28 protein-coding genes are annotated in these 23064 nt (G+C 68.3%); 21 read left to right on the forward strand and 7 right to left on the reverse strand.

Translation table 11 applies throughout. The features are described 5' to 3' along the window. Positions 1-144: 144 nt before the first annotated feature. Both VF536_RS20110 and VF536_RS20115 read left to right on the forward strand, forming a co-directional pair. Positions 145-2217 carry a molybdopterin-containing oxidoreductase family protein gene (locus VF536_RS20110; RefSeq protein WP_414710418.1) on the forward strand — a complete coding sequence of 691 codons (2073 nt, stop codon included), beginning with the start codon at positions 145-147 and terminating at the stop codon, positions 2215-2217. Positions 2218-2266: 49 nt separating this feature from the next. Beyond that, positions 2267-3334, forward strand: a complete 1068-nt coding sequence (locus VF536_RS20115) for an aminopeptidase (RefSeq protein ID WP_331616647.1) — start codon at positions 2267-2269, stop codon at positions 3332-3334. 101 nt (positions 3335-3435) lie between these two features. On the opposite strand, the gene VF536_RS20120 is transcribed toward VF536_RS20115, so the two are convergent. Both VF536_RS20120 and VF536_RS20125 read right to left on the reverse strand, forming a co-directional pair. After that, positions 3436-3687, reverse strand: coding sequence for an acyl-CoA-binding protein (locus tag VF536_RS20120; protein ID WP_088408435.1), 252 nt, complete (start codon positions 3685-3687; stop codon positions 3436-3438). A 106-nt stretch (positions 3688-3793) separates the two neighbouring features. Beyond that, on the reverse strand, positions 3794-4084 hold the full coding sequence (locus VF536_RS20125; RefSeq protein WP_331616648.1) for a hypothetical protein: 291 nt from the start codon (positions 4082-4084) through the stop codon (positions 3794-3796). Between VF536_RS20125 and VF536_RS20130 the strand changes: the two genes are divergently transcribed. Further along, the gene (locus VF536_RS20130) at positions 4077-5489 is read left to right on the forward strand and encodes a wax ester/triacylglycerol synthase family O-acyltransferase (protein WP_331616649.1); all 1413 of its coding nucleotides are present in this window, start codon (positions 4077-4079) and stop codon (positions 5487-5489) included. The two genes, VF536_RS20125 and VF536_RS20130, sit on opposite strands and share 8 nt — an antisense overlap. An 86-nt stretch (positions 5490-5575) precedes the next feature. Here the strand turns inward: VF536_RS20130 and VF536_RS20135 are convergent, their stop codons facing one another. Continuing rightward, the gene (locus VF536_RS20135; protein WP_331616650.1) at positions 5576-5911 is read right to left on the reverse strand and encodes a hypothetical protein; all 336 of its coding nucleotides are present in this window, start codon (positions 5909-5911) and stop codon (positions 5576-5578) included. Positions 5912-6097: 186 nt separating this feature from the next. Then, complete coding sequence (locus VF536_RS20140; RefSeq protein WP_331616651.1) at positions 6098-6772, reverse strand: TetR/AcrR family transcriptional regulator; 675 nt, start codon at positions 6770-6772, stop codon at positions 6098-6100. Positions 6773-6866: 94 nt separating this feature from the next. Here VF536_RS20140 and VF536_RS20145 point away from each other — a divergent pair, with 94 nt between their 5' ends. From VF536_RS20145 to VF536_RS20230, 18 genes are all read left to right on the forward strand, one after another. Next, complete coding sequence (locus VF536_RS20145; protein WP_331616652.1) at positions 6867-7823, forward strand: ABC transporter ATP-binding protein; 957 nt, start codon at positions 6867-6869, stop codon at positions 7821-7823. Continuing rightward, positions 7820-8602, forward strand: a complete 783-nt coding sequence (locus tag VF536_RS20150) for an ABC transporter permease (RefSeq protein ID WP_331616653.1) — start codon at positions 7820-7822, stop codon at positions 8600-8602. Before VF536_RS20145 ends, VF536_RS20150 begins: the two co-directional genes overlap by 4 nt. Before the next feature lie 99 nt (positions 8603-8701). Then, positions 8702-8965 carry a BolA family protein gene (locus VF536_RS20155; RefSeq protein ID WP_088408428.1) on the forward strand — a complete coding sequence of 88 codons (264 nt, stop codon included), beginning with the start codon at positions 8702-8704 and terminating at the stop codon, positions 8963-8965. A gap of 127 nt (positions 8966-9092) precedes the next feature. Beyond that, positions 9093-9734: an ATP phosphoribosyltransferase gene (hisG, locus tag VF536_RS20160; RefSeq protein ID WP_331616654.1), complete on the forward strand. Its 642-nt coding sequence runs from the start codon at positions 9093-9095 to the stop codon at positions 9732-9734. Between the two features lie 32 nt (positions 9735-9766). After that, positions 9767-11080, forward strand: a complete 1314-nt coding sequence (hisD, locus tag VF536_RS20165) for a histidinol dehydrogenase (protein ID WP_331616655.1) — start codon at positions 9767-9769, stop codon at positions 11078-11080. A 158-nt stretch (positions 11081-11238) separates the two neighbouring features. Next, positions 11239-12789, forward strand: a complete 1551-nt coding sequence (locus tag VF536_RS20170; protein ID WP_331616656.1) for a methyl-accepting chemotaxis protein — start codon at positions 11239-11241, stop codon at positions 12787-12789. A gap of 200 nt (positions 12790-12989) precedes the next feature. Beyond that, complete coding sequence (locus VF536_RS20175; protein WP_331616657.1) at positions 12990-13208, forward strand: CopG family transcriptional regulator; 219 nt, start codon at positions 12990-12992, stop codon at positions 13206-13208. Then, entirely contained in the window at positions 13205-13711 is a 507-nt protein-coding gene (locus VF536_RS20180) for a PIN domain-containing protein (protein WP_331616658.1), read from the forward strand. The genes VF536_RS20175 and VF536_RS20180 overlap by 4 nt, the downstream gene beginning before the upstream one ends. Then, a complete protein-coding gene (hisC, locus tag VF536_RS20185; protein ID WP_331616659.1) occupies positions 13708-14808 on the forward strand; it encodes a histidinol-phosphate transaminase in 1101 nt (366 codons plus the stop codon). The genes VF536_RS20180 and hisC overlap by 4 nt, the downstream gene beginning before the upstream one ends. 16 nt (positions 14809-14824) lie before the next feature. Then, positions 14825-15421, forward strand: coding sequence for an imidazoleglycerol-phosphate dehydratase HisB (gene hisB, locus VF536_RS20190; protein WP_331616660.1), 597 nt, complete (start codon positions 14825-14827; stop codon positions 15419-15421). Continuing rightward, on the forward strand, positions 15418-16104 hold the full coding sequence (gene hisH, locus VF536_RS20195) for an imidazole glycerol phosphate synthase subunit HisH (RefSeq protein WP_331616661.1): 687 nt from the start codon (positions 15418-15420) through the stop codon (positions 16102-16104). The genes hisB and hisH overlap by 4 nt, the downstream gene beginning before the upstream one ends. A gap of 101 nt (positions 16105-16205) precedes the next feature. Beyond that, a complete protein-coding gene (gene hisA / locus VF536_RS20200) occupies positions 16206-16949 on the forward strand; it encodes a 1-(5-phosphoribosyl)-5-[(5-phosphoribosylamino)methylideneamino]imidazole-4-carboxamide isomerase (protein ID WP_331616662.1) in 744 nt (247 codons plus the stop codon). Positions 16950-16952: 3 nt separating this feature from the next. Further along, positions 16953-17723 carry an imidazole glycerol phosphate synthase subunit HisF gene (hisF, locus tag VF536_RS20205; RefSeq protein ID WP_331616663.1) on the forward strand — a complete coding sequence of 257 codons (771 nt, stop codon included), beginning with the start codon at positions 16953-16955 and terminating at the stop codon, positions 17721-17723. Further along, positions 17720-18424, forward strand: a complete 705-nt coding sequence (gene rsmD / locus VF536_RS20210; protein WP_331616664.1) for a 16S rRNA (guanine(966)-N(2))-methyltransferase RsmD — start codon at positions 17720-17722, stop codon at positions 18422-18424. Before hisF ends, rsmD begins: the two co-directional genes overlap by 4 nt. Before the next feature lie 9 nt (positions 18425-18433). Then, on the forward strand, positions 18434-18943 hold the full coding sequence (gene coaD, locus VF536_RS20215) for a pantetheine-phosphate adenylyltransferase (protein ID WP_331616665.1): 510 nt from the start codon (positions 18434-18436) through the stop codon (positions 18941-18943). A 3-nt stretch (positions 18944-18946) separates the two neighbouring features. Next, positions 18947-19201: a YfhL family 4Fe-4S dicluster ferredoxin gene (locus VF536_RS20220; protein WP_331616666.1), complete on the forward strand. Its 255-nt coding sequence runs from the start codon at positions 18947-18949 to the stop codon at positions 19199-19201. A 130-nt stretch (positions 19202-19331) separates the two neighbouring features. Beyond that, a complete protein-coding gene (locus tag VF536_RS20225; RefSeq protein ID WP_331616667.1) occupies positions 19332-19835 on the forward strand; it encodes a Panacea domain-containing protein in 504 nt (167 codons plus the stop codon). Further along, positions 19804-20607: a hypothetical protein gene (locus tag VF536_RS20230; protein ID WP_331616668.1), complete on the forward strand. Its 804-nt coding sequence runs from the start codon at positions 19804-19806 to the stop codon at positions 20605-20607. Before VF536_RS20225 ends, VF536_RS20230 begins: the two co-directional genes overlap by 32 nt. Before the next feature lie 39 nt (positions 20608-20646). Here VF536_RS20230 and VF536_RS20235 read toward each other — a convergent pair whose 3' ends face one another. Genes VF536_RS20235 through VF536_RS20245 form a run of 3 tightly spaced genes read right to left on the reverse strand, consistent with a single transcriptional unit; the run spans position 20647 to position 23003 of the window. Then, entirely contained in the window at positions 20647-21216 is a 570-nt protein-coding gene (locus VF536_RS20235) for a histidine phosphatase family protein (RefSeq protein ID WP_331616669.1), read from the reverse strand. A 2-nt stretch (positions 21217-21218) separates the two neighbouring features. Then, entirely contained in the window at positions 21219-22013 is a 795-nt protein-coding gene (locus VF536_RS20240) for an adenosylcobinamide-GDP ribazoletransferase (RefSeq protein WP_331616670.1), read from the reverse strand. 39 nt (positions 22014-22052) lie between these two features. Then, positions 22053-23003, reverse strand: coding sequence for a DUF3369 domain-containing protein (locus VF536_RS20245; RefSeq protein WP_331616671.1), 951 nt, complete (start codon positions 23001-23003; stop codon positions 22053-22055). Positions 23004-23064 lie beyond the last annotated feature (61 nt).

Below are 23064 nucleotides of genomic sequence, written 5' to 3' on the forward strand. Positions count from 1 at the left end.
CCGGAGGAGGGACAGCGCGCCAGGAGACTCGACACGACCTATTTCGGCCTCCTGGCCTGCGAGCTTAGCGGTTCGTGTGTCCAGCGCTGTCGCTCTCTCGGGTAAGAAATCGCAAGGGTGTGGCGCCTGTGCAATAGTTGACGCATGTCGTCCGTGCTCTCTGAACCCGTCGTGAACTCCCCGCCACAGGCCGCCGACCGCGGCACGCGATTCGTCAAGGGCGCGTGTCCGCACGATTGCCCGGACACCTGCGCGCTGCGCATCACGGTCGAGGACGGCAAGGTCGTGAAGGTGCAGGGCCAGCCCGACCATCCGAGCACCCACGGCGCGCTGTGCACGAAGGTGTCGCGTTATCCCGAGCGGACGTATCACGAGGAACGGGTGCTGCATCCGCTCAAGCGCGTCAGCGCCAAGCACGAGCCGCCGCGTTTCGAGCGCATCGGCTGGGACCAGGCGATCGCCGAGATCGCCGGCCGGCTGGCCGCCATCGCGGCGCGCGATCCGCAGGCGATCCTGCCCTACAGCTATGCCGGCACGATGGGGATGCTGCAGGGCGAGGCGATGGCAGGGCGCTTCTTCAACCGGCTGGGCGCGTCCTGCCTGGACCGCACGATCTGCGCGTCGGCGGGCGGCGCGGGGCTGGCGGCGACCTACGGGCACAAGGTCGGCATGCACCTGCCGCACTTCGCGGAATCGAAGTTGATCGTGATCTGGGGCAGCAACTCGATCGCCTCCAACCTGCATTTCTGGACCTTCGCCAACCAGGCCAAGCGCAACGGCGCGAAGCTGGTCTGCATCGATCCGCGCAAGACCGAGACCGCCGACAAGTGCCATCAGCATCTGGCGCTGCTGCCGGGCACGGACGGCGCGCTGGCGCTGGGTCTGATGCATGAGTTGATCGCCAACGACTGGCTCGATCACGACTACCTCTTCCGGCACGTTGACGGCTGGGGCGAATTGCGCGAACGGGCGCTCGCCTGGACGCCCGAACGCACGGCGGCCGAATGCGGACTGACGGCGGACGAGGTCCGCGGCCTGGCTCGGGACTACGGGACGCAGGCCCCGGCCGCGATCCGGCTCAACTACGGCATGCAGCGCGTGCGCGGCGGCGGCAATGCGGTGCGGCTGATCGCGCTGCTGCCGTGCCTGACCGGCGCCTGGCGCCATCGCGCGGGCGGGCTGCTGCTGTCGAGTTCAGGCTGGTTCGCGCCGTTCAAGAACCCGGCGCTGGAGCGCCCGGACCTGCGCGCCGGACGAGCCTCGCGGACGATCAACATGAGCACGATCGGCGACGACCTGCTGCGCGAGGCATCGCCCGCGTTCGGCCCGAAGGTCGAGGCGCTGATCGTCTACAACAGCAACCCGGTCGCGGTGGCGCCGGAGTCGCCGAAGGTGGTGGCGGGTTTCGAGCGCGAGGACCTGCTGACGGTGGTGCTGGAGCACTTCATGACCGACACCGCCGACCTGGCCGACTACGTGCTGCCGGCGACGACGCAGATGGAGCACCTGGACATCCACACCAGCTACGGCCACACGGACGTGCTGCTGAACGAACCGGCGATCGCGCCGGTCGGCGAGGCGCGCCCGAACACGCAGATCTTCCGCGACCTCGCGGCGGCGATGGGCTTCGACGAGCCCGCTTTCCACGATGACGACGAGGCGCTGCTGCGTCAGGCCTTCCGCGACGACGTCGATCTCGCCAAACTGCGCGAACGCGGCTGGTTCAAGCTGCCGCTGGCGGAGGCGCCGTTCGCCGAGGGCGGCTTCCCGTCGTCGAACGGCAAGGCCGACGCGCGCGGCGCGGACTATGTGCCCAACTACGAGAGCCGGACGAGCGACCCGTCCCTGGCGGCGCGGTATCCGCTGGCGATGATCTCGCCGCCGGCGCGCAACCATCTGAACAGCACGTTCGTGAACGTGAAGAGCCTGCGGGACATTGAGGGCGAACAGGTCCTCGAGATGAGCGCCGCCGACGCCGCGGCGCGCGGACTCGGCGACGGCCAGCTGGTGCGCGTGTTCAACGATCGCGGCAGCTATGCGTGCCGGCTGGACGTCAGCGCCCGCGCCCGGGAGGGCGTCGTGCACGGGCTGGGCATCTGGTGGCGCAAGCTGGGCGCGGACGGCCGCAACGTCAACGAGGTCACGCACCAGCGGCTGACCGACCTGGGCCGAGCACCGTGCTTCTACGACTGCCTGGTCGAGGTGTCCGCGGCCTGAGCGTCACGGGAAGACTCACCGAACGATGCCCGGAACGATGTTGGGAACGATGACGAAGCGCGCGCGACGATGGCTCCTGGTCCTGCTGGCCGCGCCGCTGCTGCTGGCGATGACGGCGCTCGGCGGCTGCGCGCAGCTGTCGTACTACGGGCAGTCGCTGTCGGGGCACCTGTCGCTGGTGCGCTCGGCCAAGCCGGTCGACGAGTGGCTGGGTCAGCAAGACCTGGATCCGGAAGTGCGCAGGCAGCTCGAGTTGTCGAAGTCGCTGCGCAACTACGCGTCATCGGAACTGAAGCTGCCGGACAACGACAGCTACCGCCGCTACGCCGACCTGAAGCGCGGCTCGGCGGTGTGGAACGTCGTCGCGACGCCGGAGCTGAGCCTGCAGCTCAAGACCTGGTGCTATCCGATCATGGGCTGCGCGGGCTACCGCGGCTACTTCGACCCGCACGATGCGCGCGAACTGGCGCAGGAACTCCGCAAGGAGGGCCTCGAGCCCTACGTCTACGGCGTGCCGGCGTACTCGTCGCTGGGATGGAGCAACTGGCTGGGCGGCGATCCGCTGCTGAACACCTTCATCCGCTACCCCGAGGCCCAGCTGGCGCGGATGATCTTCCACGAGCTGGCCCACCAGGTGGCGTACGCCAACGATGACACCGCGTTCAACGAGAGCTTCGCGACGGCTGTCGAGCAGATCGGTGTGGGGCGCTGGCTGAAGGACCGGCCCGAGGCGCTGCGCGACGACGAGCAGTCGCGGCGCCGCCAGGACGAGATCCAGGTCTTGCTCAAGTCCACGCGGGACCAGCTCCAGGACGTGTTCCGCAGCACGGCCAGCGACGACGAGAAGCGTGCGGGCAAGGCCGCGGCCTTCGCCAAGCTGCGCGCGGACTACGAGGCGATCAAGCGCGACCGCTGGAACGGCGACACGCGCTTTGACCGCTGGGTGCTGGGCCTGAACACGCCGGCGCTGGCGATCCAGGGCAGCTACACGGACCTGGTGCCGGACTTCGTCCGCCTGTTCGAGCGCCAGGGCGCCGACTGGCCTCGCTTCTACGCCGAGGTGCAGCGGCTGGCGAAGCTGCCGAAGGAAGAGCGGCGGGCGGAGTTGGCGCGCTGAGAATGCGCGACTCTCCGCAGAGCCCTCAGCCGGAAACGACGAAGCCGCCCTTGCGAGGCGGCCTCATGGCTTGACCGGCGCGGGCGCCGGCACTTGAGGTCTTACTTCAAGCCTTCGACCAGATCGATGTAGTCCTGCATGGCTTCATCGTTGGTCTTGCCTTCGAGGGCTTTCCACGCGTCCCACTTGGCGCGGTTGACGAAGTCCGTCATGCCGGGGCGGTCGCCCTCGACGTCGCCGGCGCTGGCCTGCTTGAACAGCGCGTACAGCTTCAGCAGCGTTTGGTTGTCCGGGCGCTCGGGCAGATTCTTGGAATCGGCGACGGCGGCGTCGAATTGGTCCTTCAGGCTCATGGTGTGTCTCCCGTGGCGGTGAGCAGGGCGTCCCGTTGGCGACAATCGGGACGGACGGTCGCGATGTTACCCACCCCACCCCCACGTTCGGACTGGGGTCGCCTCTCTAGATGGCGGATGATCCGGGCTCCATCGCCTCGTCCTTTGTCTCGTCCTTCACTTCGTCCTCTGCCTCGCCCGTCCAGGAGACCGCATTGCCCACCCCCGCCGCATCCAGACCGTCCCCCCTGCGGAGCGCCAAGCCCAAGTCGTCGAAGGCCGCCCCCGCGACGCGTGCGCCCGTCGCGAAGACGCTGGGCAAGGCTTCCGGGAATGGCAACGGGAACGGAACCGACAAGAGGACGAAGGGCGCCGACCGGCCGGACGGCCTGCCGAAGGGCGCCGAGCCGATGTCCAAGGTCGACACCGCCTGGCTGCGCCTGGACACCGAAGCGAACCGGATGATCATCCACGGCGTGCTGCTGCTGAAACCGCACGTGTCGCTCGAGGACCTGCGTGCACGCGTCGCCGAGCGGCTGCTCCGCTTCCCGCGCTTCAGGCAGCGCGTCGTCGAGGCCGGTGACAGCGCCTGGTGGGTGGAGGACGCCGAGGTCGACATCACGCGGCACGTCGTCCCCGAGACCCTGAACCGGCGTCGCGGCCGGCCGCTCGAAGGCGCGTTGCAGGACCGGCTCGCCGATCTCGCCGCGGAGCCGCTCGACCCATCGCGTCCGCTCTGGCAGCTGCATCTGATCGAGCATTACGACGGCAGCAGCGCGCTCATCGCGCGCGTGCATCACTGCATCGCCGACGGCATCGCGCTGATCGCGGTGCTGCTGTCGATCACCGACGGCGGTGCCGTGCCGTCGGCGTTGCCGACGGCGAAGTCGGGCAAGGCAGGGAAGACGGGCAAGGGCGCGAAGGCCGTGCTCGACGACGCCGCCGAGCCCGAATGGCTGGCCGATGCGATGGTCAAGCCGATCAATGCCTGGACCGTTCGCGAGATCCAGGAGCACGCCGGCGCCGGGACGCCGCAGGACTCGCCGGCCGAGCGCCTGGGCAGGCAGGTGCTCAAGGACGCCGCCGCGCTCACCGAAGCGCCGGACGACGCGAAGACCCGCCTCAAGGGCAAGGCCGGTCGCGCCAAGCGCGTCGCCTGGGGCGCGCCGCTGCCGCTGGACGCCGTCAAGGCCGTCGGCAAGTCGATGAACGTTTCGGTGAACGACGTGCTGCTGAACTGCGTCGCCGGCGCGCTGGGGCTCTACCTGCGCGAACACGGCGACGACACGGAGGGCCAGGAGATCCGCGCGCTGGTGCCGGTGAACCTGCGTCCGCTGGAAACGGCGTGGCAACTGGGCAACCGCTTCGGCATGGTGCCGCTGCCGCTGCCCATCGGCATCACGAATCCGGTCAAGCGGCTCTACGCGGTGCACGCGCAGACGCAGGCGCTGAAGAACAGCCTGCAGCCGGCCTTGGCCATGGGCCTGATGGCGACCTCGGGGTCGGTCGAGAAGGCCGCGCAGCGGGCGATGCTGAAGACGCTCTCGCGCAAGGCGACGGCGCTGATGACCAACGTGCCGGGGCCGGCGCAGGCCTTGCAGCTGTGCGGCTCGGCCGTCGAGCGGGTGATGTTCTGGGCGCCGCAGGCGGGCGACATGAGCCTGGGCATCAGCATCCTGACCTATGCCGGTCAGGTGCAGTTCGGGCTGATCGCCGACGCCGGCCTGTGTCCCGATCCGGAGCGCATCGTGGCCCACTTCGGGCCTGAGTTCCAGCAGCTGCTCACGCTCGCGCTGATGCTGCCGTGGGAGGTCAAGGCCTGACCCCGGCGCGACGGACCCGGGTCCGCCGCCATGCAAAACGCCGCCCGAGGGCGGCGTTCGTCATTCCGGAAACCGGCGTCTCGACATCACTTGGCGGCCGAGGCCTTCTTGGCCGGCTGCGGGCGACCCGCGGCGGTCGGGTAGGCGGACATCACGCGGACCGGGTCGGCGCTGGCCAGGTATTCGGCGTACTGGGTCTGGCCGCAGGAGATGGCCTGGCCGCTGGTGGCTTCGCCGCGGTACTCGCCGCGGTTGTAGACGAAGCGGTACTCGTTGGCGGCGGCGGCCTGCTCGAACTTCACGGCGTGCTGGCTGGCGCACTCGGCGCGCAGGGCCTTGGCGTCGGCGTTCTCGGCGGTGGCGGCGTGGGCCATCGGGGCGATCAGGGCCAGCAGGGCGGCGGTGGTCAGGATGCGCTTCATGGAATCGGTCCCTTGATGTCGGTGAATACGATATCCCTAATTTATAGGGTGTCGTTTTCCGCCGCCAACCGCGACCAGGGGGTCCGGCTTCGCACGAATCCAGGGTTTGTGCGGAGGTCCGTCGTCGGTCGCGGTGTTAGCCAGTGCCTTCCTTGGCGCGCGCCTTGGCGGGTTCGCCAGCGGGGGTCAGGCCGTGCCGCCGCCCGCCTGCGGCTGATACTTCCCCGCCAGCTGGAACAGGTGGTCCCGCGAGGTCGGTTCCAGATACGGCAGCAGCAGTCCCAGCACGTGGAAGGCGCCGCGCATCAGCGCCTCGCCGGCCTGCTCGGGCTCGAGCGCGTTGCGCGGATCGCGCACGTATTCGTAGCTCAGCCAGTAGCTCAGCAGCACCACCATCGCGTTGGCCGTCGGCACCGCCTCGCGGACCTGCATCGTCAGCGCGCCGCTGGCCTGCAGTCCGCCCAGCAGCCCCGCCATCGCCTGCGTCTTCTGCTCCAGCACGTGCTGGAAGTGCGTCTCCAGCTTGCGGTTCTTCGACAGCAGGTCGTTCAGGTCGCGGTACAGGAAGCGGTGCTGCCAGATCAGCTCGAACAGCATGTGGAAGAACAGCCAGGCGTCCTCCACGTTGCGCACGTTGCCCACCGCCCCCAGCAGCTCCGACAAGGCCTTGTCGTAGCGGTTGAAGAGCGCGTTGATCAGCTCGTCCTTGGCCGGGTAGTGGTAGTACAGGTTGCCGGGCGAGATGCCGAGCTCCGCCGAGATCAGCGTCGTGGACACGTTCGGCTCGCCGAAGCGGTTGAACAGGTCCAGCGTGACTTCGAGGATGCGTTCGGCGGTGCGGCGCGGCTTCTTGGTGGCCATGGGCCCGGGGGCGTTGAGGGGTGGGGGAGGTGGGCGCATTCTGTCATGACCCCAGGCCAGCGCGGGACGGGGCCGCTGCCTACAATCGCCGCCCATGCCCGCAAGCCCCCCACAACAGTCGGCCGCCATGTCCGTGCCGGCCGGCGGTCCGCCCGCCCTGCGTTTCAGCAATGTCAGCAAGACCTACCGCGACGGCCAGTTCCGCGCGCTGGACGGCGTCAGCTTCGACATCCAGCCCGGCGAGTTCTTCGGCCTGCTGGGCCCCAACGGCGCCGGCAAGACCAGCCTGATCAGCATCCTCGCCGGCCTGTCCCGCGCCAGCGGGGGCCAGGTGTCGGTGCTCGGGCATGACGTCGTCGACGACTATGCCGAGGCCCGCAAGAAGCTCGGCATCGTGCCGCAGGAGCTGGTCTTCGACCCGTTCTTCAGCGTGCGCGAGACCCTGCGCATCCAGTCCGGCTACTTCGGCGTGCGCAACAACGACGACTGGATCGATGAGCTGCTGCTCAACCTCGGTCTGGCCGACAAGGCCCACAACAACATGCGCCAGCTCTCGGGCGGCATGAAGCGCCGGGTGCTGGTCGCGCAGGCGCTGGTGCACCGCCCGCCGGTCATCGTGCTGGACGAGCCCACCGCCGGTGTCGACGTGGAACTGCGCCAGACGCTGTGGCAGTTCATCGCGCGCCTGAACCGCGAAGGCCACACCGTCCTGCTGACCACGCACTACCTGGAAGAGGCCGAAGCGCTCTGCCACCGCATCGCGATGCTGAAGCAGGGCAAGGTCGTCGCGCTCAACCGCACGTCGGAGCTGCTCGCGGGCACCGCCTCCACGATGCTGCAGTTCAAGACGGACTCGGCGCTGCCGCTGTCCCTGTCCGAACGCGCCCGCAGCACCGGCCGCATCGTCCAGATCACCGCGCACGACGCGGCCGAGGTCGAACAGATCCTCGCCACCCTGCGCGAAGCCGCCGTCCCCATCGAAGACCTGGAGATCGGCCGCGCCGACCTTGAGGACGTCTTCCTCGAAATCATGCAGGGGAACCGCACATGAGCGCCAGCCACTTCCCCATCCGCCTCGAAGGCGCGCGCACGCTGTTCTACAAGGAAGTGCTGCGCTTCTGGAAGGTCGGCTTCCAGACCGTCGGCGCCCCGGTGCTGACCGCCGTGCTCTACCTGCTGGTCTTCGGCCATGTGCTGGAGGACCACGTCAAGGTCTACGGCACCGTCGGCTACACCAGCTTCCTCATCCCCGGCCTGGTGATGATGAGCGTGCTTCAGAACGCCTTCGCCAACAGCAGTTCCTCGCTGATCCAGAGCAAGATCACCGGCAACCTGGTGTTCCTGCTGGTCACGCCGCTGTCGCACTGGGCCTGGTTCCTGGCCTACGCCGGCGCGTCCATCCTGCGCGGCCTGATGGTGGGCGCGGGCGTGTTCATCGCGACCGTGTGGTTCGCGCCGCCGGGCATGGCCAATCCGCTGTGGGTGCTGGCCTTCGCCATCCTGGGCGCCGGGCTGATGGGCTCGCTGGGCCTGATCGCCGGCCTGTGGGCGGAGAAGTTCGACCAGATGGCCGCCTTCCAGAACTTCATCGTCATGCCGATGACCTTCCTGTCGGGTGTCTTCTACTCGGTGCACTCGCTGCCGCCGTTCTGGCAGGGCGTCAGCCACCTGAACCCGTTCTTCTACATGATCGACGGTTTCCGCCACGGCTTCTTCGGCGTCAGCGACGTCTCGCCGTGGGTCAGCCTGGGCGTCGTCGCCATCGCCTTCGCGGCGGTCGCGGCCATCGCGCTGGAACTGCTGCGCCGCGGCTACAAGATCCGCCACTGAGCGATCTCTCCGGCCGGGCGACGCAAGCCCGGCCTCTCGAATCACGAAACCGGGCGCTGGGAGCGTCCGGGAAGCACCCGGGTAGAATCCCGCTCCATCATGGCCGATCCGACCCCCGCAGAAGTCCAGAGCTACATCGCCCAGGGACTCGCTTGCAGCGAGCTCCAGGTCGAGGGCGACGGACGCCATTTCTTCGCGACGATCGTGTCGGCCGAGTTCGAGGGCCTGAGCCGGATCAAGCGCCACCAGCGCGTGTACCAGGCGCTGGGCGATCGCATGCGCGAGCAGATCCACGCGCTGTCGATGAAGACGCTGACCCCCGACGAGTTCGCGCAGCAAGGCACCGCGCACCACCATCACTGACAGCCACCCGGCCTGCAGGCGGGTGGCGGTGTGTCCCCGTCCGGTGAACCCGCTGCCGTCCCCCTGAACGACCGAGGCCACAGCCCGAAGCGCTTTCCGCGAAGCGCGCGTTCACCGAGGACCCCGCATGATCACCCTGGCACTTTCCAAGGGCCGCATCTTCGAAGAGACCCTGCCGCTGCTGGCCGCCGCCGGCATCCAGGTGCTCGAAGACCCGGACAGCTCCCGCAAGCTGATCCTCCCGACCAATCAGGCTGAAGTCCGCGTCGTGCTCGTGCGCGCGACCGACGTGCCGACCTACGTCGAGTACGGCGGCGCCGACATCGGCGTGGCTGGCCGCGACGTGCTGATCGAGCACGGCGGCGCGGGCCTGTACCAGCCGCTGGACCTGCGCATCGCGGCGTGCCGCATGAGCGTCGCCGTGCGCGACGACTTCGACTACGACCATGCCGTCCGCCAGGGCTCGCGGCTCCGCGTGGCGACCAAATACACCACCATCGCGCGCCAGCATTTCGCCGACAAGGGCGTGCACGTGGACCTGATCAAGCTCTACGGCTCGATGGAGCTGGCGCCGCTGACAGGTCTGGCCGACGCCATCGTCGACCTGGTCTCCACCGGCAGTACGCTGAAGGCCAACCGCCTGATCGAGGTCGAACGGATCATGGAGATCTCCTCGCGCCTGGTCGTCAACCAGGCGGCGCTCAAGCTCAAGCGCGAGGCGCTCAAGCCGCTGATCGACGCGATCGCTTCCGCCATTCCTTCCGCCTGATCCTCGGCCTGATCTGCCGCCCGGAGCCCGCCATGACGACGTCCCTTCGCACCCTCAACACCGCCGACGCCGACTTCGAGGCCCAGTTCCAGCGCGTGCTGCACTGGTCGGCCGAGACCGACGCCGCCATCGAGACGCGTGTCGCCGAGATCCTGGCCGACGTGCGCGCCCGGGGCGACGCGGCGGTGCTCGACTACACCGCGCGCTTCGACGGTCTGCAGGCCGCGTCGCTGGCGTCGCTGGAGCTGACCCGCGAGGAATTGAAGGCCGCCTTCGATGGCCTGCCCGCCGATCAGGCCAAGGCGCTGACGCAGGCCGCGGCGCGCGTGCGCAGCTATCACGAGCGCCAGAAGCAGGCCTGCGGCGAGAGCTGGAGCTACCGCGACGAGGACGGCACGCTGCTGGGCCAGAAGGTCACGCCGCTGGACCGGGTCGGCATCTACGTGCCGGGCGGCAAGGCTGCCTATCCGTCGAGCGTGCTGATGAACGCCATCCCGGCGCAGGTCGCCGGCGTGCCCGAGATCGTCATGGTCGTGCCGACCCCGCGCGGCGAGAAGAACCCGCTGGTGCTGGCCGCAGCCTACGTCGCCGGCGTGCATCGGGCGTTCACCATCGGCGGCGCCCAGGCGGTGGCCGCGCTGGCCTACGGCACCGCGACGGTGCCGCGCGTCGACAAGGTCACCGGTCCGGGCAACGCCTACGTCGCCAGCGCCAAGAAGAACGTCTTCGGCCAGGTCGGCATCGACATGATCGCGGGCCCGAGCGAGATCCTCGTGCTGGCCGACGGCACGACGCCGCCGGACTGGGTCGCGATGGACCTGTTCAGTCAGGCCGAGCACGACGAGATGGCGCAGAGCATCCTGCTGTGCCCGGATGCCGGCTACATCGCCCAGGTCCGCGAGGCCATCGAGCGCCTGCTGCCCGGCATGCCGCGCAAGGACGTCATCCGCGCCTCGCTGGAAGGGCGGGGCGCGCTGATCCAGACGCGGTCGATGGAAGAGGCCTGCGAGATCAGCAACCGCATCGCCCCGGAGCACCTGGAAGTCTCCAGCGACGATCCGCACCGCTGGGAGCCGCTGCTGCGCCACGCGGGGGCGATCTTCCTCGGTGCCTATACGAGCGAATCGCTCGGCGACTACTGCGCCGGGCCGAACCACGTGCTGCCGACCTCTGGCACGGCGCGCTTCTCCTCGCCGCTGGGCGTCTACGACTTCCAGAAGCGCTCCAGCCTGATCGAGGTCAGCGAGGCTGGCGCCCAGGTGCTCGGCCCCATCGCTGCCACCCTGGCCTACGGCGAGGGTCTGCAGGCGCATGCGCAGGCGGCGGAGTTCCGCCTCAAGCGCTGATCTCCCTCGGCGGTCCTCCGCGCCGACGGATTTCACGCGGCGACGGAGGGCAAACCCTGGGCTGCGGATAAACCGCCACATTCCCCGTCGTTTCACGGTTCGCCCTTTCGTGCGAAGGGCCTAGCATGCTTCACATCTCCATAACAGGATGGCCAAGCATGAAGGTCTCAGATCTGCGCGTCGGGGTACGCATCTCACTGGGTTTCGCTGCTGTGCTGCTCGCGACCGTGCTGGTCGGGGTGGTGGCCATCACCCGCATCCAGGTGATCCAGGGCAATGTCGTGGAGATGGGGTCCGACTGGATCCCCTCGATCAACACGGCCAACGACATCCGCGGTCAGCTCAACGAGTTGCGCCGCGCCGAGATGGCGATGTGCCTGAAGGATGTGATCCTGGAGGTCGAGCAGGAACAGGAGCGCATCAAGACGCTGCGCGAGAAGACGCTGCCGGAGCTGGCCAAGAAGTACGACACCTTGCTGTCTTCGCCGGAGGAGACGGCGCAGTGGACGGACGTCAAGGCCAAGTACGCCGCCTTCACTGCCATCCAGGACAAGCTGATCGCCGCGCGCAAGGCCGGCAACCGCGGCGAATACCAGACCACCGTCAACGGCGAATCCCAGCAGGCGTTCGGCGCGCTGATCGGCTCGGTGCAGAAGCTGGTCGACATCAACACGCAGGGCGCGGACAACAGCATGGACGAATCGGCCAAGGCCTATCGCACGGTGCTCACGACGATGGGCGTGCTGATCGTGGCTGCGCTGGCCGTCGGCGGCGTGCTGGCGTTCTACCTGACCCGCAGCACGGTCCGTCCGCTGAACGACATGGTGAGCGTCGCCAGCCGTGTGGCGGAAGGCGACCTGACCGTCGAGATCGACACCTCGCGCCGCGATGAACTGGGTCAGCTGGCCCAGGCCCTGGCGGCGATGCAGGGCGCGTTGAACCGCTCGCTGTCGGCGGTGCGCACCAGCGCCGAGAGCATCGCGATGTCCAGCGCCGAGGTGGCCGCGGGCAGCAGCGACCTGTCGGCGCGGACCGAGCAGATGGCGTCCAGCCTGGAAGAGACCTCCGCCACGATGCACGCGCTGACCGACACGGTGCGCCTGAATGCCGACTCCACGCGCCAGGCCAGCCAGCTGGCGCTCAACGCCAGCCAGGTCGCGGACCGCGGCGGCGTGGTCGTGTCCGAGGTGGTCAGCACCATGGACCAGATCAATGCGTCCTCGCGCAAGATCTCGGACATCATCGGCACCATCGACGGCATCGCCTTCCAGACCAACATCCTGGCGTTGAACGCGGCCGTGGAAGCGGCCCGCGCGGGCGAGCAGGGCCGTGGTTTCGCGGTGGTGGCGAGCGAGGTCCGTTCGCTGGCGCAGCGCAGCGCCGAGGCGGCCAAGGAGATCAAGACGCTGATCGGCGCGAGCGTCGAGCGCGTCGACGCGGGGTCACGTCTTGTCAGCGATGCCGGCGAGACCATGCGTGAGATCGTCTCCGCGGTGCAGCGGGTGACGGACATCATCCAGGAGATCTCCTCCGCTACGCAGGAGCAGAGCACCAGCCTGATGGAAGTCGGACAGGCCGTCCAGCGCCTCGACGAAGTCACCCAACAGAACGCCGCGCTGGTCGAGGAATCTTCGGCCGCCTCCGAGTCGCTGCGCGAGCAGGCCGGCAGCCTGCAGCACGTCGTCGCGCAGTTCCGCCTGCACGCATAACCCCCGCAGTCCAAGAACCCGGGGGCCGCGGGTCTCCGTGGGGCCGGAATGACTCTGGGGGTTCCCGGAGGGACGCCCCCTGAGTCGTGGAGAGCCCGCGCCCGGCCTTCGAAGTCGGCCTTCAAAGTCGGTCTTTAAAGTCGGTCTTCATCCAACACGAAGTTCGTGCAACACGAACTTCGTGTTAATCTGAAGTCCTGATGAAGAACGTCACCGTCACCATGGAAGACAGCGTCGCCGAGTGGGCGAGGCTGGAGGCGGCGCGGCGCAACACCAGCGTTTCTCGGCTGGTCGGCGAGCTGCTCGCCGAGAAGATGCGCCATGACGACGCCTACGAGCGCGCCTTGCAGGATTGGCTGCACCGCGAGCGCACCTGGTCGTCGGACGGCCAGCCCTACCCGGGACGGGGGCTGCTGTGAACGCCTCCACGCCCGTTCCCGTTGAACTGACCGCGCCGGTCTTCGTCGACACCTCGGTGCTGATCCTCAGCGAGGATGGTGCCGATCCTGCTCGCCGCGCGCAGGCCATGGCCTGGTTGCGCTGCCTGTGGCAGCAGCGCCTGGGCCGCACCTCCAGCCAGGTGCTCAACGACTTCTACCGCGCGGTGACGACGCACATCTCGCCAGCGATGCCCAACGGCGACGCGCGCGCCGAGGTGCGCCGCTACCAGCGCTGGGCGCCGTGGTCGACCGACCATGCAACGGTCGAATCGGCCTGGTCGCTCGAAAGCCGCTTCTCGCTGCACTATGCCGATGCCCTGATCGTCGCGGCCGCCAAGGCGCAGGGTTGCGAGACCCTGCTGAGCCTGGCGCTGCCGCACGGGCAGCTCTTCGACAGCGTCCTCATCGTCGACCCGCTGCGCGCGCTGCCGGCGGGCGCTTCCCTCTCCGACTTCCTGCCGTCTCCGGCGCTTGCTCCATGACCGCTGCCCTCGACCGCGCCCTCGGTGTCCTGCGCGAGGACGTCCGCGCGATGCATGCCTACCAGGTGCATCCGTCCGCGGGCCTGATCAAGCTGGACGCGATGGAGAACCCGTTCCGCCTGTCGCCGGAACTCCAGCGCGCGCTGGGCGAGCGCCTGGGCGCGGTCGCCATCAACCGCTATCCGGGCGAACGCACGCAGGAACTGGCGCAGGCGCTGGCCGCGCATGCCCGGCTGCCCGAGGGCCAGACGCTGATGCTGGGCAACGGTTCGGACGAACTGATCTCGCTGCTGGCCATGGCCGTCTGCCAGCCGGGCGAACGCGTTGCCGTGCTGGCGCCGGTGCCGGGCTTCGTCATGTACGAGCTGTCGTCGCGGTACCAGCATCTGGACTTCGTCGGCGTGCCGCTGACGGCGGATTTCGAGCTGGACGAAGCCGCGATGCTCGCCGCGATCGCCGAACTCCGTCCCGCGATCGTCTACCTGGCCTATCCGAACAACCCGACCGCCAACCTCTGGGACGACGCCGTCATCGAACGCATCGCCCAGGCCGCGCCGGGGCTGGTCGTCATGGACGAGGCCTACCAGCCCTTCGCCGCGCGCGATTCGATGGCGCTGATGGCGCGCCACCCACAGGTGCTGGTCATGCGCACCATGAGCAAGTTCGGCCTGGCCGGCGTGCGCATCGGCTACATGATGGGCAACGCCGAGCTGATCCGGCACATCGACAAGCTGCGTCCGCCGTACAACGTCAGCGTGCTGAATGCGGAGGCCGGGCTCTTCGCGCTGGAACACGCCGAGGTCTACGAGCGTCAGGCCGCCGAACTGCGGGCCGAGCGCGCGAAGCTGCAGACCGCGCTGGCCGCGTTGGCAAGGACCGTCGACCTGCACGCCTATCCGAGTGAAGGCAACATGATCCTGGTGCGCGTGCCCGACGCCAACCGCCTCCACGCGGACCTGAAGGCCCGCGGGGTGCTGGTGAAGAACGTCTCCGGCATGCATCCGCTCCTGGCACGTTGCCTGCGCCTGACCGTCGGCACGCCGGACGAGAACGCGGCCATGCTGGCGGCCATCGAAGCCAGTCTGACATCCTCCTGATCTCCCTGGAATCCCCATGAGCTCCGAACGCATCGCCGAAGTCCGCCGCGACACCAAGGAAACGCAGATCCGCGTGCGCGTGAATCTGGACGGCACCGGGCAGGCGTCGCTGAACACCGGCATCGGCTTCTTCGACCACATGCTCGACCAGATCGCCCGTCACGGGCTGATCGACCTGGACATCGAGGCCAAGGGCGACCTGCACATCGACGGCCACCACATCGTCGAGGACGTCGGCATCACGCTGGGCATGGCCGTCGCGCAGGCGGTCGGCGACAAGAAGGGCCTCACCCGCTACGGCCACAGCTACGTGCCGCTGGACGAGGCGCTGTCGCGCGTGGTCGTGGACTTCTCCGGCCGTCCCGGCCTGGCGATGGACGTGAAGTTCACCGCCGGATCGGTCGGCGCCTTCGACACGCAGCTGACCTACGAGTTCTTCCAGGGCTTCGTCAACCACGCGCTGGTGTCACTGCACGTGGACAACCTCAAGGGCCACAACGCGCATCACCAGTGCGAGACCATGTTCAAGGCCTTCGGCCGCGCGCTGCGCATGGCGATGACGCTGGATCCGCGTTCGGCCGGCGTCATCCCGTCGACGAAGGGCACGCTGTGAGCGCCTCCGGAGCCTCCACCGTCTCCACGGTCGCCCGGCCGCGCACCGTCGCGGTCGTCGACTACGGCATGGGCAACCTGCGCTCGGTGTCGCAGGCGGTGCTCGCCGCGGCGCAGGACCAGGGCGTGCGCGTCGTCATCACGTCCCAGCCGGACGAGGTCTACGCCGCCGAGCGCATCGTGCTGCCCGGCCAGGGCGCGATGCGCGACTGCATGCGCGAGCTCGCCGACAGCGGACTGAAGGAAGCGGTGCTCGACGCCGCCGCGCGCAAGCCGCTGATGGGCGTGTGCGTGGGCATGCAGATGCTGCTGGACCACAGCGAGGAGCAGGACACGCCGGGGCTGGGGCTGATCCCGGGCCGCGTGAAGCGCTTCCGGCTCGAGGGTCAGGTGCAGCCCGACGGCAGCCGCTACAAGGTGCCGCAGATGGGCTGGAACCGCGTGCACCAGACGCGGGCCCACCCGGTCTGGGGCGAGGTGCCGGACGAGAGCTGGTTCTACTTCGTCCACAGCTTCTACGCCGAGACGTCGGACCCGCGCGACAGCGCCGGCGACAGCGAGTACGGCCCGCGCTTTACCTGCGCGGTGGCGCGGGATAACATTTTTGCCACCCAATTCCACCCCGAGAAAAGTGCCGCGTCCGGGCTCGCCCTGTATCGCAACTTCCTGCACTGGACGCCCTGAGCGCTCGACGCCGGGCTGCCGGTCCGGTGTCGTCGGCCTCGCACGCTCCGTTCCCGGGTGTTCCAGAACCTTTCCCTTCCTTCACCCCCACTGCCTCGGCCATGCTGCTGATTCCCGCGATCGACCTGAAAGACGGCAAATGCGTCCGCCTCAAGCAAGGCGACATGAACGACTCCACGACCTTCGGCGAGGATCCCGCCGAGATGGCCCGCCGATGGGTTGACGCCGGAGCCCGGCGTCTGCACCTCGTGGACCTGAACGGCGCCTTCGCCGGCAAGCCGGTCAACGAGGCGGCGATCAAGGCGATCCTGCGCGAGGTCGGCGACGACATCCCCGTGCAGCTGGGCGGCGGCATCCGCGACCTGGACACGATCGAGCGCTACCTGGACGACGGCCTGTCGTACGTGATCATCGGGACGGCCGCGGTGAAGAACCCCGGCTTCCTGAAGGACGCGGCGTCGGCCTTCGGCGGCCACATCATCGTGGGCCTGGACGCGAAGGACGGCAAGGTCGCCACCGACGGCTGGAGCAAGCTGACCGGCCACGAGGTCATCGACCTGGCCAAGAAGTTCGAGGACTACGGCATCGAGGGCGTGATCTACACCGACATCGGCCGCGACGGCATGCTCACCGGCATCAACATCGAGGCGACGGTGAAGCTGGCGCAGGCGTTGACCATCCCGGTGATCGCCTCGGGCGGGCTGTCCAACATCGCCGACATCGAGGCGCTCTGCGGGGTCGAATCCGAAGGCGTGAGCGGCGTGATCTGCGGCCGCGCGATCTACACCGGCGACCTCGACTTCGCCGGCGCGCAGCGGCGCGCCGACGAGTTGAACGGGGGCTGACCGGTGCTGGCCAAGCGGATCATCCCGTGCCTGGACGTGACCGGCGGTCGCGTCGTGAAGGGCATCAATTTCGTCGAGCTGCGCGACGCCGGCGATCCGGTCGAGATCGCGGCCCGCTACAACGAGCAGGGCGCCGACGAACTGACCTTCCTCGACATCACCGCGACCAGCGACGGCCGCGACCTGATCCTGCCGATCATCGAACGGGTGGCCTCGCAGGTCTTCATTCCGCTGACGGTCGGCGGTGGCGTGCGCACGGTCGCCGACGTGCGCCGGCTGCTGAACGCGGGGGCGGACAAGGTGAGCTTCAACTCGGCGGCGGTGGCCGATCCGGAACTGATCCGCGCGGCCTCCGACAAGTACGGCGCGCAGTGCATCGTCGTCGCCATCGACGCCAAGCGCCGCCAGAACGCCGACGGCAGCACCGGCTGGGACGTGTACACGCACGGCGGCCGCAAGAACACGGGTCTGGACGCCGTCGAGTGGGCGACGCGCATGGCTGAACTCGGCGCGGGCGAGATCCTGCTGACCAGCATGGACCGCGACGGCACCAAGAGCGGTTTCGACCTGGCGCTGACGCGCGCGGTGTCGGACGCGGTGGGCGTGCCGGTGATCGCCTCGGGCGGCGTGGGCTCCCTGCAGGATCTGGCCGACGGCATCACGAAGGGCGGCGCCGACGCGGTCCTGGCCGCGAGCATCTTCCATTACGGCGATCACACCGTCGGCGAAGCCAAGGCGCTGATGGCGTCGCAGGGCATTCCGGTCCGCCAATGAGCAACTCCAGTGGGCGAGCCAAGGGCCGCGAAGGCCGTGCGCGCGATCAGACTTCGGAGATCGACGGCTTGCGCCGCGCTGGCCGGCCCGGTCCTCGGGTGACGGTGGGCGACGGCGCGGTCAAGCCGCGTCCGCGCGAGGCGGGACCCGGCGAGGTCCGCATCGTCGGCGGCGTCTGGAAGCGATCCAAGCTGCCGGTGCCGTACGTGGTCGGTCTGCGTCCCACGCCCGACCGGGTGCGGGAGACGCTGTTCAACTGGCTGGGGCAGGACCTGGCGGGCTGGCGCGTGCTGGACGCCTTCGCGGGCAGCGGGGCGCTGGGTTTCGAGGCCGCGTCGCGCGGCGCGACCGGCGTGACCTTGCTGGAGCGCGATGCGACGCTCGCGAACGCGCTGCGTGCCAACCTCAAGCGGCTGGACAAGGACGGCGCGGTGCCGATGACGATCGCGAACGCGGATGCGCTCGCGTGGATGCGTCGCGGAACGCCGGGATCGTTCGACCTGATCTTCCTGGACCCGCCGTTCGCGGACGGACTTTTCGTCGACGCGCTCGCCGCGGCGGCGCCGCTGCTGGCCGAGAACGGCCTGATCTACCTGGAGTCGCCGGAAGCGATCGAAGCGCCGGCCGCGCTGGGCTTGTCCGTGTGGAAGGAAGGGCGGGCCGGGGCGGTGCATTACCGCCTGCTGCGCCGCGGCGGATAATCCGCCCCCATGACCTCCCAGATCCTGCTGACGGCCGTCTACCCCGGCACCTTCGACCCGATGACCCTCGGCCACGAGGATCTGGTGCGTCGTGCCAGCCGGCTGTTCGAACGCCTGGTGCTGGCGGTCGCGGCGGGCCATCACAAGAAGACGATGTTCAGCATCGATGAGCGCCTGGACATGGCGCGCCAGCTGGTGGCGCCGTTTCCGAACGTCGAGGTGGTCGCGCTCGAGGGTCTGCTGAGCCACTTCGTGCTGGCCAACGGCGGCAAGGTCGTGGTGCGCGGACTGCGGGCGGTCTCGGACTTCGAATACGAATTCCAGATGGCCGGCATGAACCGGCAGCTGATGCCAGAAGTCGAGACGGTCTTCCTGCCGCCGTCGGACCATTACCAGTTCGTCTCCTCGACCTTCGTGCGGGAGATCGCCACCTTGGGCGGCGAGGTCGCCAAGTTCGTTTCGCCGCTGGTGCGCGAGCGCCTGGCGGAGCGCGTCGCCAAGAACCGCGTGGAGCAGTAAGCCATGGCCTTGATGATTACGGACGAGTGCATCAACTGCGACGTCTGCGAACCCGAGTGCCCCAACCACGCCATCTCGATGGGCGAGGAGTACTACCAGATCGAGCCCAGCAAGTGCACCGAGTGCGTCGGGCATTTCGACGAGCCGCAGTGCGCGATGTTGTGCCCGGTGGCCTGCATTCCGGTCAATCCTGAGCACGTCGAATCGCGCGAGACGCTGATGCAGAAGTACGTGCGTCTGACCCGGCAGACAGCTTGAGTCATTCGCCTACTTGAACGGGCAATTGAAGCGCCGAACGCCTAGTCGCAAGATCACCGCCTTCTGATTCCGGAACTCGACAGAGCGTCGTGAGACGTGCCGGGATCGTTTCAATGGAAGGACGGTGGTGATGGCGGATATCAATGACGTCGCAGACTATCTGATCGTGCAGCTGAGCGAGGCGGGAGAGATGCCCAGCGTTCACCGGCTTCACAAGTTGCTCTATTACGTCCAGGGCTGGCACTGGGCGGTGCATGACAGGCCGCTCTTCCCGGAGCGTTTCCAGGCTTGGGTTCACGGTCCGATCTGCCGGCAGCTGTTCGACCGTTTTTCGGCTAGCCGTTCGCTCTATGCCGGGGTCGGCATGGAGGACGTGCGCGACGGCTTCGCAGCCAGCACGCTCACGGCGGAGGAGCGCAATCACATCGACAAGGTGATCGATGGATACGGCATCTATCCGACCTTCCAGCTCATGCGCATGTCCAGGGAAGACTCTCCCTGGCTGAAAGCCCGAGGTCGACTGCCCCTGGAGGCCCGCTGCGAAGCGGAACTGGACGACGACGAGATGCGCAGGTGCTTCCGGGCACAGATGGAGGAGACTGATGAAGTTCAAACCCGTCTGTCGGTCGCCTGAACGCGGCTACCGGCCGCCCGACGGCCGTGGGGGAAGTGTCGAGACGACGCATCCGTCCATGCGGCGTACGCGTTCTTCGAAGAATCCTCCTTGGTCCTTCGGCTTTCGGCTCTTCCGCGAGATCAAGTACTTCGGTTTCGAGTCTGCCGAGATCGACCGGCGTTGGCTCGTCTCGGTACTTCATCGCCTGAGTGAGCTCTCCGGGCTCCGCGTCCTCGATGTGATGAACGATCGGTTGCTGCGTGAAGGCACGCTGCGGATCCATGACATCGATTGGACGGCCAGGGGCGTTCCGATTCGTCCCGAAGATCTCGATTGGATCGATCAAGATCAGCGTCGACCGGGCAGCGAGTTCGTTCTATTGCAGATCGCTGTGTCCAAGGCCGAGGGACGATTGATCGGTTTCTTCGATTCCGACGAGATCTTCCAGATCGTGCTCTTCGATCCCCTGCACAACGCGCAGCCCAGCAAGTTCAATGACTACAAGGTCCGCCTGTCCAAGCCGCTCGGCTGTGAGGTGACCGCGCTGCGGCATGAGGTGGCGCAGGTGATGGCGAAGAGTCGCGAACGCGATTGCGGATGCGAGGCCGATCTTGCTGCTGCGCTGCAATGGCGCCGCGACCAGCGCGGCAGCGCGATCGTGATGCCGGTCATCGACGGCACCGAGATCGAGGATGCCGATCGACTCATCGCTGAAGGCCGTGTCGGCAGCTACCGAGACATCTTTGCAGCCGGCCTCGTGGCCGTGTTGGAGAGACGTCTCGATAGCTGAGGATGGGGCTGGGGACGAGCCCGCAGCGGGCGTCGGAACTCACAGTTCCCAGCGCTCCGAGTAGCTCGGCGGGCGCGGCCACTGCTCGGCTTGAGGCGCTCGGCCGGGATGCTCCCGCGCCCACCGCCGCGCCAGCATCCATCCGCCGTGGCTGACGACCAGCGCGCCGCCCGACCACGTCGAGGCGCGCTGGAGCAAGGCCGTCAGCGACTCGCCGCCCTCCGGCGCGAAGCGCGCGAAGTCCGCGACCCAGGCGTCGATCTCGTTCTTCGGAATGTCCGTCCATGGCCGGCCGTCCCACGCGCCGAAGTCGATCTCCGCGAGCGCCGCATCGACGCGATGCCGCCATCCCCAACGCTTCAGCCATCGCCCGACATCGGCGCAGCGCAGCAGCGGCGACGTCCACACCTCATGCGGCAACCGGTGACGGCGCGCGTGGGCCTGGATGCGCCGCGCGAGCCGCTTGGCGCGGCGCCGTTCCACCGGCAGGTCGCAGCGAGCGCCGACGCACAGACCCTGCGCCCCTTCGGGCCGCGGATGCCGCCAGACGACGAGGGTGGTGTCGTTGCCGGCAGGCGCGCTGGCGCTGGCACGCTCACTGCCGCTCATGGTCAATCCGCCGGGAACAGCGGCGCCATCGCCAGGAACGCCAGCAAGGCGCCCAGCTCCACGACCTGCTGCGTCGCGCCCAGCGTGTCGCCGGTGTAGCCCTGCAGACGGCGTTCCAGCATCGACTGCATGTAGAAGGTCAGTCCCGCGGACACCACCACCGCCGCCAGCATCTCGGGCACGTTCTCCGGCGTGATCCACGCGCCGGCGATCGTCGCGAGCACCACCAGCGCCAGCGCAATGGCAAGACCTGGCCCGCTGATCTGCGTCGCCAGCGGCTTGGCCTTCGCGTGCTCGGCGTCGCCGGCGTAGGGCAGCGCATGCAGCAGCCACACCGGCGCCGCGCGCGAGGCGACGTGCGCCCACACGAGGGCCAGCATCGCGAGCGTCGGATCGATGTCCGCGAGTCCGAGCAGCACCGTCGCCTTCAGGCCCAGCACGAGGATCAGGCCCAGCGCGCCGTAGCTGCCGATGCGCGAGTCCTTCATGATCGTCAGCGCCTTCTCGCGCGTGACCGCGCCGCCGAGCGCATCGCAGCTGTCGGCCAGTCCGTCCTCATGGAAGCCGCCGGTCAGCCAGACGCTAGCCGCCATCGCGAGCCCCACGGCGACCGTGGCCGGAAAGAGCTGCAAGGCGCCCCACAGCACCAGTGCCGAGCAACCGCCGACGACCGCGCCGACCAGCGGGAAGTAGCGCGCGCACTGTTGCAGCCAGGCGGGCTCGAACCCGACCCAGCGCGGCACGGGCACGCGCGTGAAGAACTGCAGGGCGACGAAGAAGAGGCGGACTTGATGCATGGACGCGGACCGGGAAACCGGCCGCGATGATAGGGCGCTTCAGCGCGTGCGATCCCGTTCCAGCAAGCCCTCATACGCGATCGCGACATTGGCGCAGAAGATGTCGAGCATCTCCCGCCCCTCGTCGTCGAGCGGATCCGACAGCACCATGTACAGCAGGCTCTCGTTGCCCGAGTGCGTCCGGTAGTAGCCGATGAAGCGTCCGTCCACGAAGCTGCTCGCGCGGCTCGACAGCGCGCGGTCCAGCGCCTCGCGCACGTCGACGGGCAGGTCCGAGACCTGGGCGTCGGCGAGCAGCCCCTGGTACTCCGACGTGGCCGCCAGCACCTGCAGCCGGCCTTCCGCGTGCGAGGCGGCATACATGCGGCTCGCGCACAGCCCCTGCGCCTGGTAGCCGAGCATGTGCCCGACCTGCTCCAGCAGCGCCGACGCGAAGTGGCGCAGGTTGCTCGAGTCGTGGATCTGCGTGATCGCATCGATCGAGCGCCGCAGCGCCGCGCGCGATTGCGACAGGATCACGATGTCCCGGTACGAGCGCAGCGCCGAATAGAAGACCGTGATCAGCTTGCGCTTGGTCAGCTCGGTCTTCTCCTTGTAGTCGTTGATGTCGTAGGTCTTGATGACGTGTTCTTCGGGCGCCTGGCCCGGCTGCCCGGTGCGCAGCACGATGCGCACGTGGCTGTTGCGCAGCTCCTCGCGGATGAAACGCGCCACGTCCAGCCCGGCGTGTTCCGACTCCATCACCACGTCGAGCAGGATCAGCGCGATGTCCTGGCGATCGCGCAGCAGATCGCGCGCTTCCGCGCCGTTGTAGGCATTGAGGAACTGCAGCTTCCGCCCTGCGAACTCGAAGTCCGCCATGACCAGCTGGGTCACCTGATGCACCGCCGGATCGTCGTCGACGATCATCACCAGCCAGGGATCCAGCGTGCGCGTGCGGGTTTCCTCCCCGGGATCCGGCAGCTCGTCGGCGAACACCATGTCGGTCATCGGTTCCTCCCTGCTGATTTTGTCGCGGGCCATTATCAACAGCCGAGGTGACATGGGAAGC

Origin of the sequence: Roseateles sp., from assembly GCF_036486225.1 — a bacterium.
GTDB lineage: Bacteria > Pseudomonadota > Gammaproteobacteria > Burkholderiales > Burkholderiaceae_C > Roseateles.

Bases quoted from the DNA above. Each gene is read 5' to 3' on its own strand.
- VF536_RS20110 (WP_414710418.1), top strand. From the start codon at position 145: ATGTCGTCCGTGCTCTCTGAACCCGTCGTGAACTCCCCGCCACAGGCC.
- VF536_RS20115 (WP_331616647.1), top strand. From the start codon at position 2,267: ATGACGAAGCGCGCGCGACGATGGCTCCTGGTCCTGCTGGCCGCGCCG.
- VF536_RS20120 (WP_088408435.1), bottom strand. From the start codon at position 3,687: ATGAGCCTGAAGGACCAATTCGACGCCGCCGTCGCCGATTCCAAGAAT.
- VF536_RS20130 (WP_331616649.1), top strand. From the start codon at position 4,077: ATGTCCAAGGTCGACACCGCCTGGCTGCGCCTGGACACCGAAGCGAAC.
- VF536_RS20135 (WP_331616650.1), bottom strand. From the start codon at position 5,911: ATGAAGCGCATCCTGACCACCGCCGCCCTGCTGGCCCTGATCGCCCCG.
- VF536_RS20140 (WP_331616651.1), bottom strand. From the start codon at position 6,772: ATGGCCACCAAGAAGCCGCGCCGCACCGCCGAACGCATCCTCGAAGTC.
- VF536_RS20145 (WP_331616652.1), top strand. From the start codon at position 6,867: ATGCCCGCAAGCCCCCCACAACAGTCGGCCGCCATGTCCGTGCCGGCC.
- VF536_RS20150 (WP_331616653.1), top strand. From the start codon at position 7,820: ATGAGCGCCAGCCACTTCCCCATCCGCCTCGAAGGCGCGCGCACGCTG.
- VF536_RS20155 (WP_088408428.1), top strand. From the start codon at position 8,702: ATGGCCGATCCGACCCCCGCAGAAGTCCAGAGCTACATCGCCCAGGGA.
- hisG (WP_331616654.1), top strand. From the start codon at position 9,093: ATGATCACCCTGGCACTTTCCAAGGGCCGCATCTTCGAAGAGACCCTG.
- hisD (WP_331616655.1), top strand. From the start codon at position 9,767: ATGACGACGTCCCTTCGCACCCTCAACACCGCCGACGCCGACTTCGAG.
- VF536_RS20170 (WP_331616656.1), top strand. From the start codon at position 11,239: ATGAAGGTCTCAGATCTGCGCGTCGGGGTACGCATCTCACTGGGTTTC.
- VF536_RS20175 (WP_331616657.1), top strand. From the start codon at position 12,990: ATGAAGAACGTCACCGTCACCATGGAAGACAGCGTCGCCGAGTGGGCG.
- hisC (WP_331616659.1), top strand. From the start codon at position 13,708: ATGACCGCTGCCCTCGACCGCGCCCTCGGTGTCCTGCGCGAGGACGTC.
- hisB (WP_331616660.1), top strand. From the start codon at position 14,825: ATGAGCTCCGAACGCATCGCCGAAGTCCGCCGCGACACCAAGGAAACG.
- hisA (WP_331616662.1), top strand. From the start codon at position 16,206: ATGCTGCTGATTCCCGCGATCGACCTGAAAGACGGCAAATGCGTCCGC.
- rsmD (WP_331616664.1), top strand. From the start codon at position 17,720: ATGAGCAACTCCAGTGGGCGAGCCAAGGGCCGCGAAGGCCGTGCGCGC.
- coaD (WP_331616665.1), top strand. From the start codon at position 18,434: ATGACCTCCCAGATCCTGCTGACGGCCGTCTACCCCGGCACCTTCGAC.
- VF536_RS20220 (WP_331616666.1), top strand. From the start codon at position 18,947: ATGGCCTTGATGATTACGGACGAGTGCATCAACTGCGACGTCTGCGAA.
- VF536_RS20225 (WP_331616667.1), top strand. From the start codon at position 19,332: ATGGCGGATATCAATGACGTCGCAGACTATCTGATCGTGCAGCTGAGC.
- VF536_RS20230 (WP_331616668.1), top strand. From the start codon at position 19,804: ATGAAGTTCAAACCCGTCTGTCGGTCGCCTGAACGCGGCTACCGGCCG.
- VF536_RS20235 (WP_331616669.1), bottom strand. From the start codon at position 21,216: ATGAGCGGCAGTGAGCGTGCCAGCGCCAGCGCGCCTGCCGGCAACGAC.
- VF536_RS20240 (WP_331616670.1), bottom strand. From the start codon at position 22,013: ATGCATCAAGTCCGCCTCTTCTTCGTCGCCCTGCAGTTCTTCACGCGC.
- VF536_RS20245 (WP_331616671.1), bottom strand. From the start codon at position 23,003: ATGACCGACATGGTGTTCGCCGACGAGCTGCCGGATCCCGGGGAGGAA.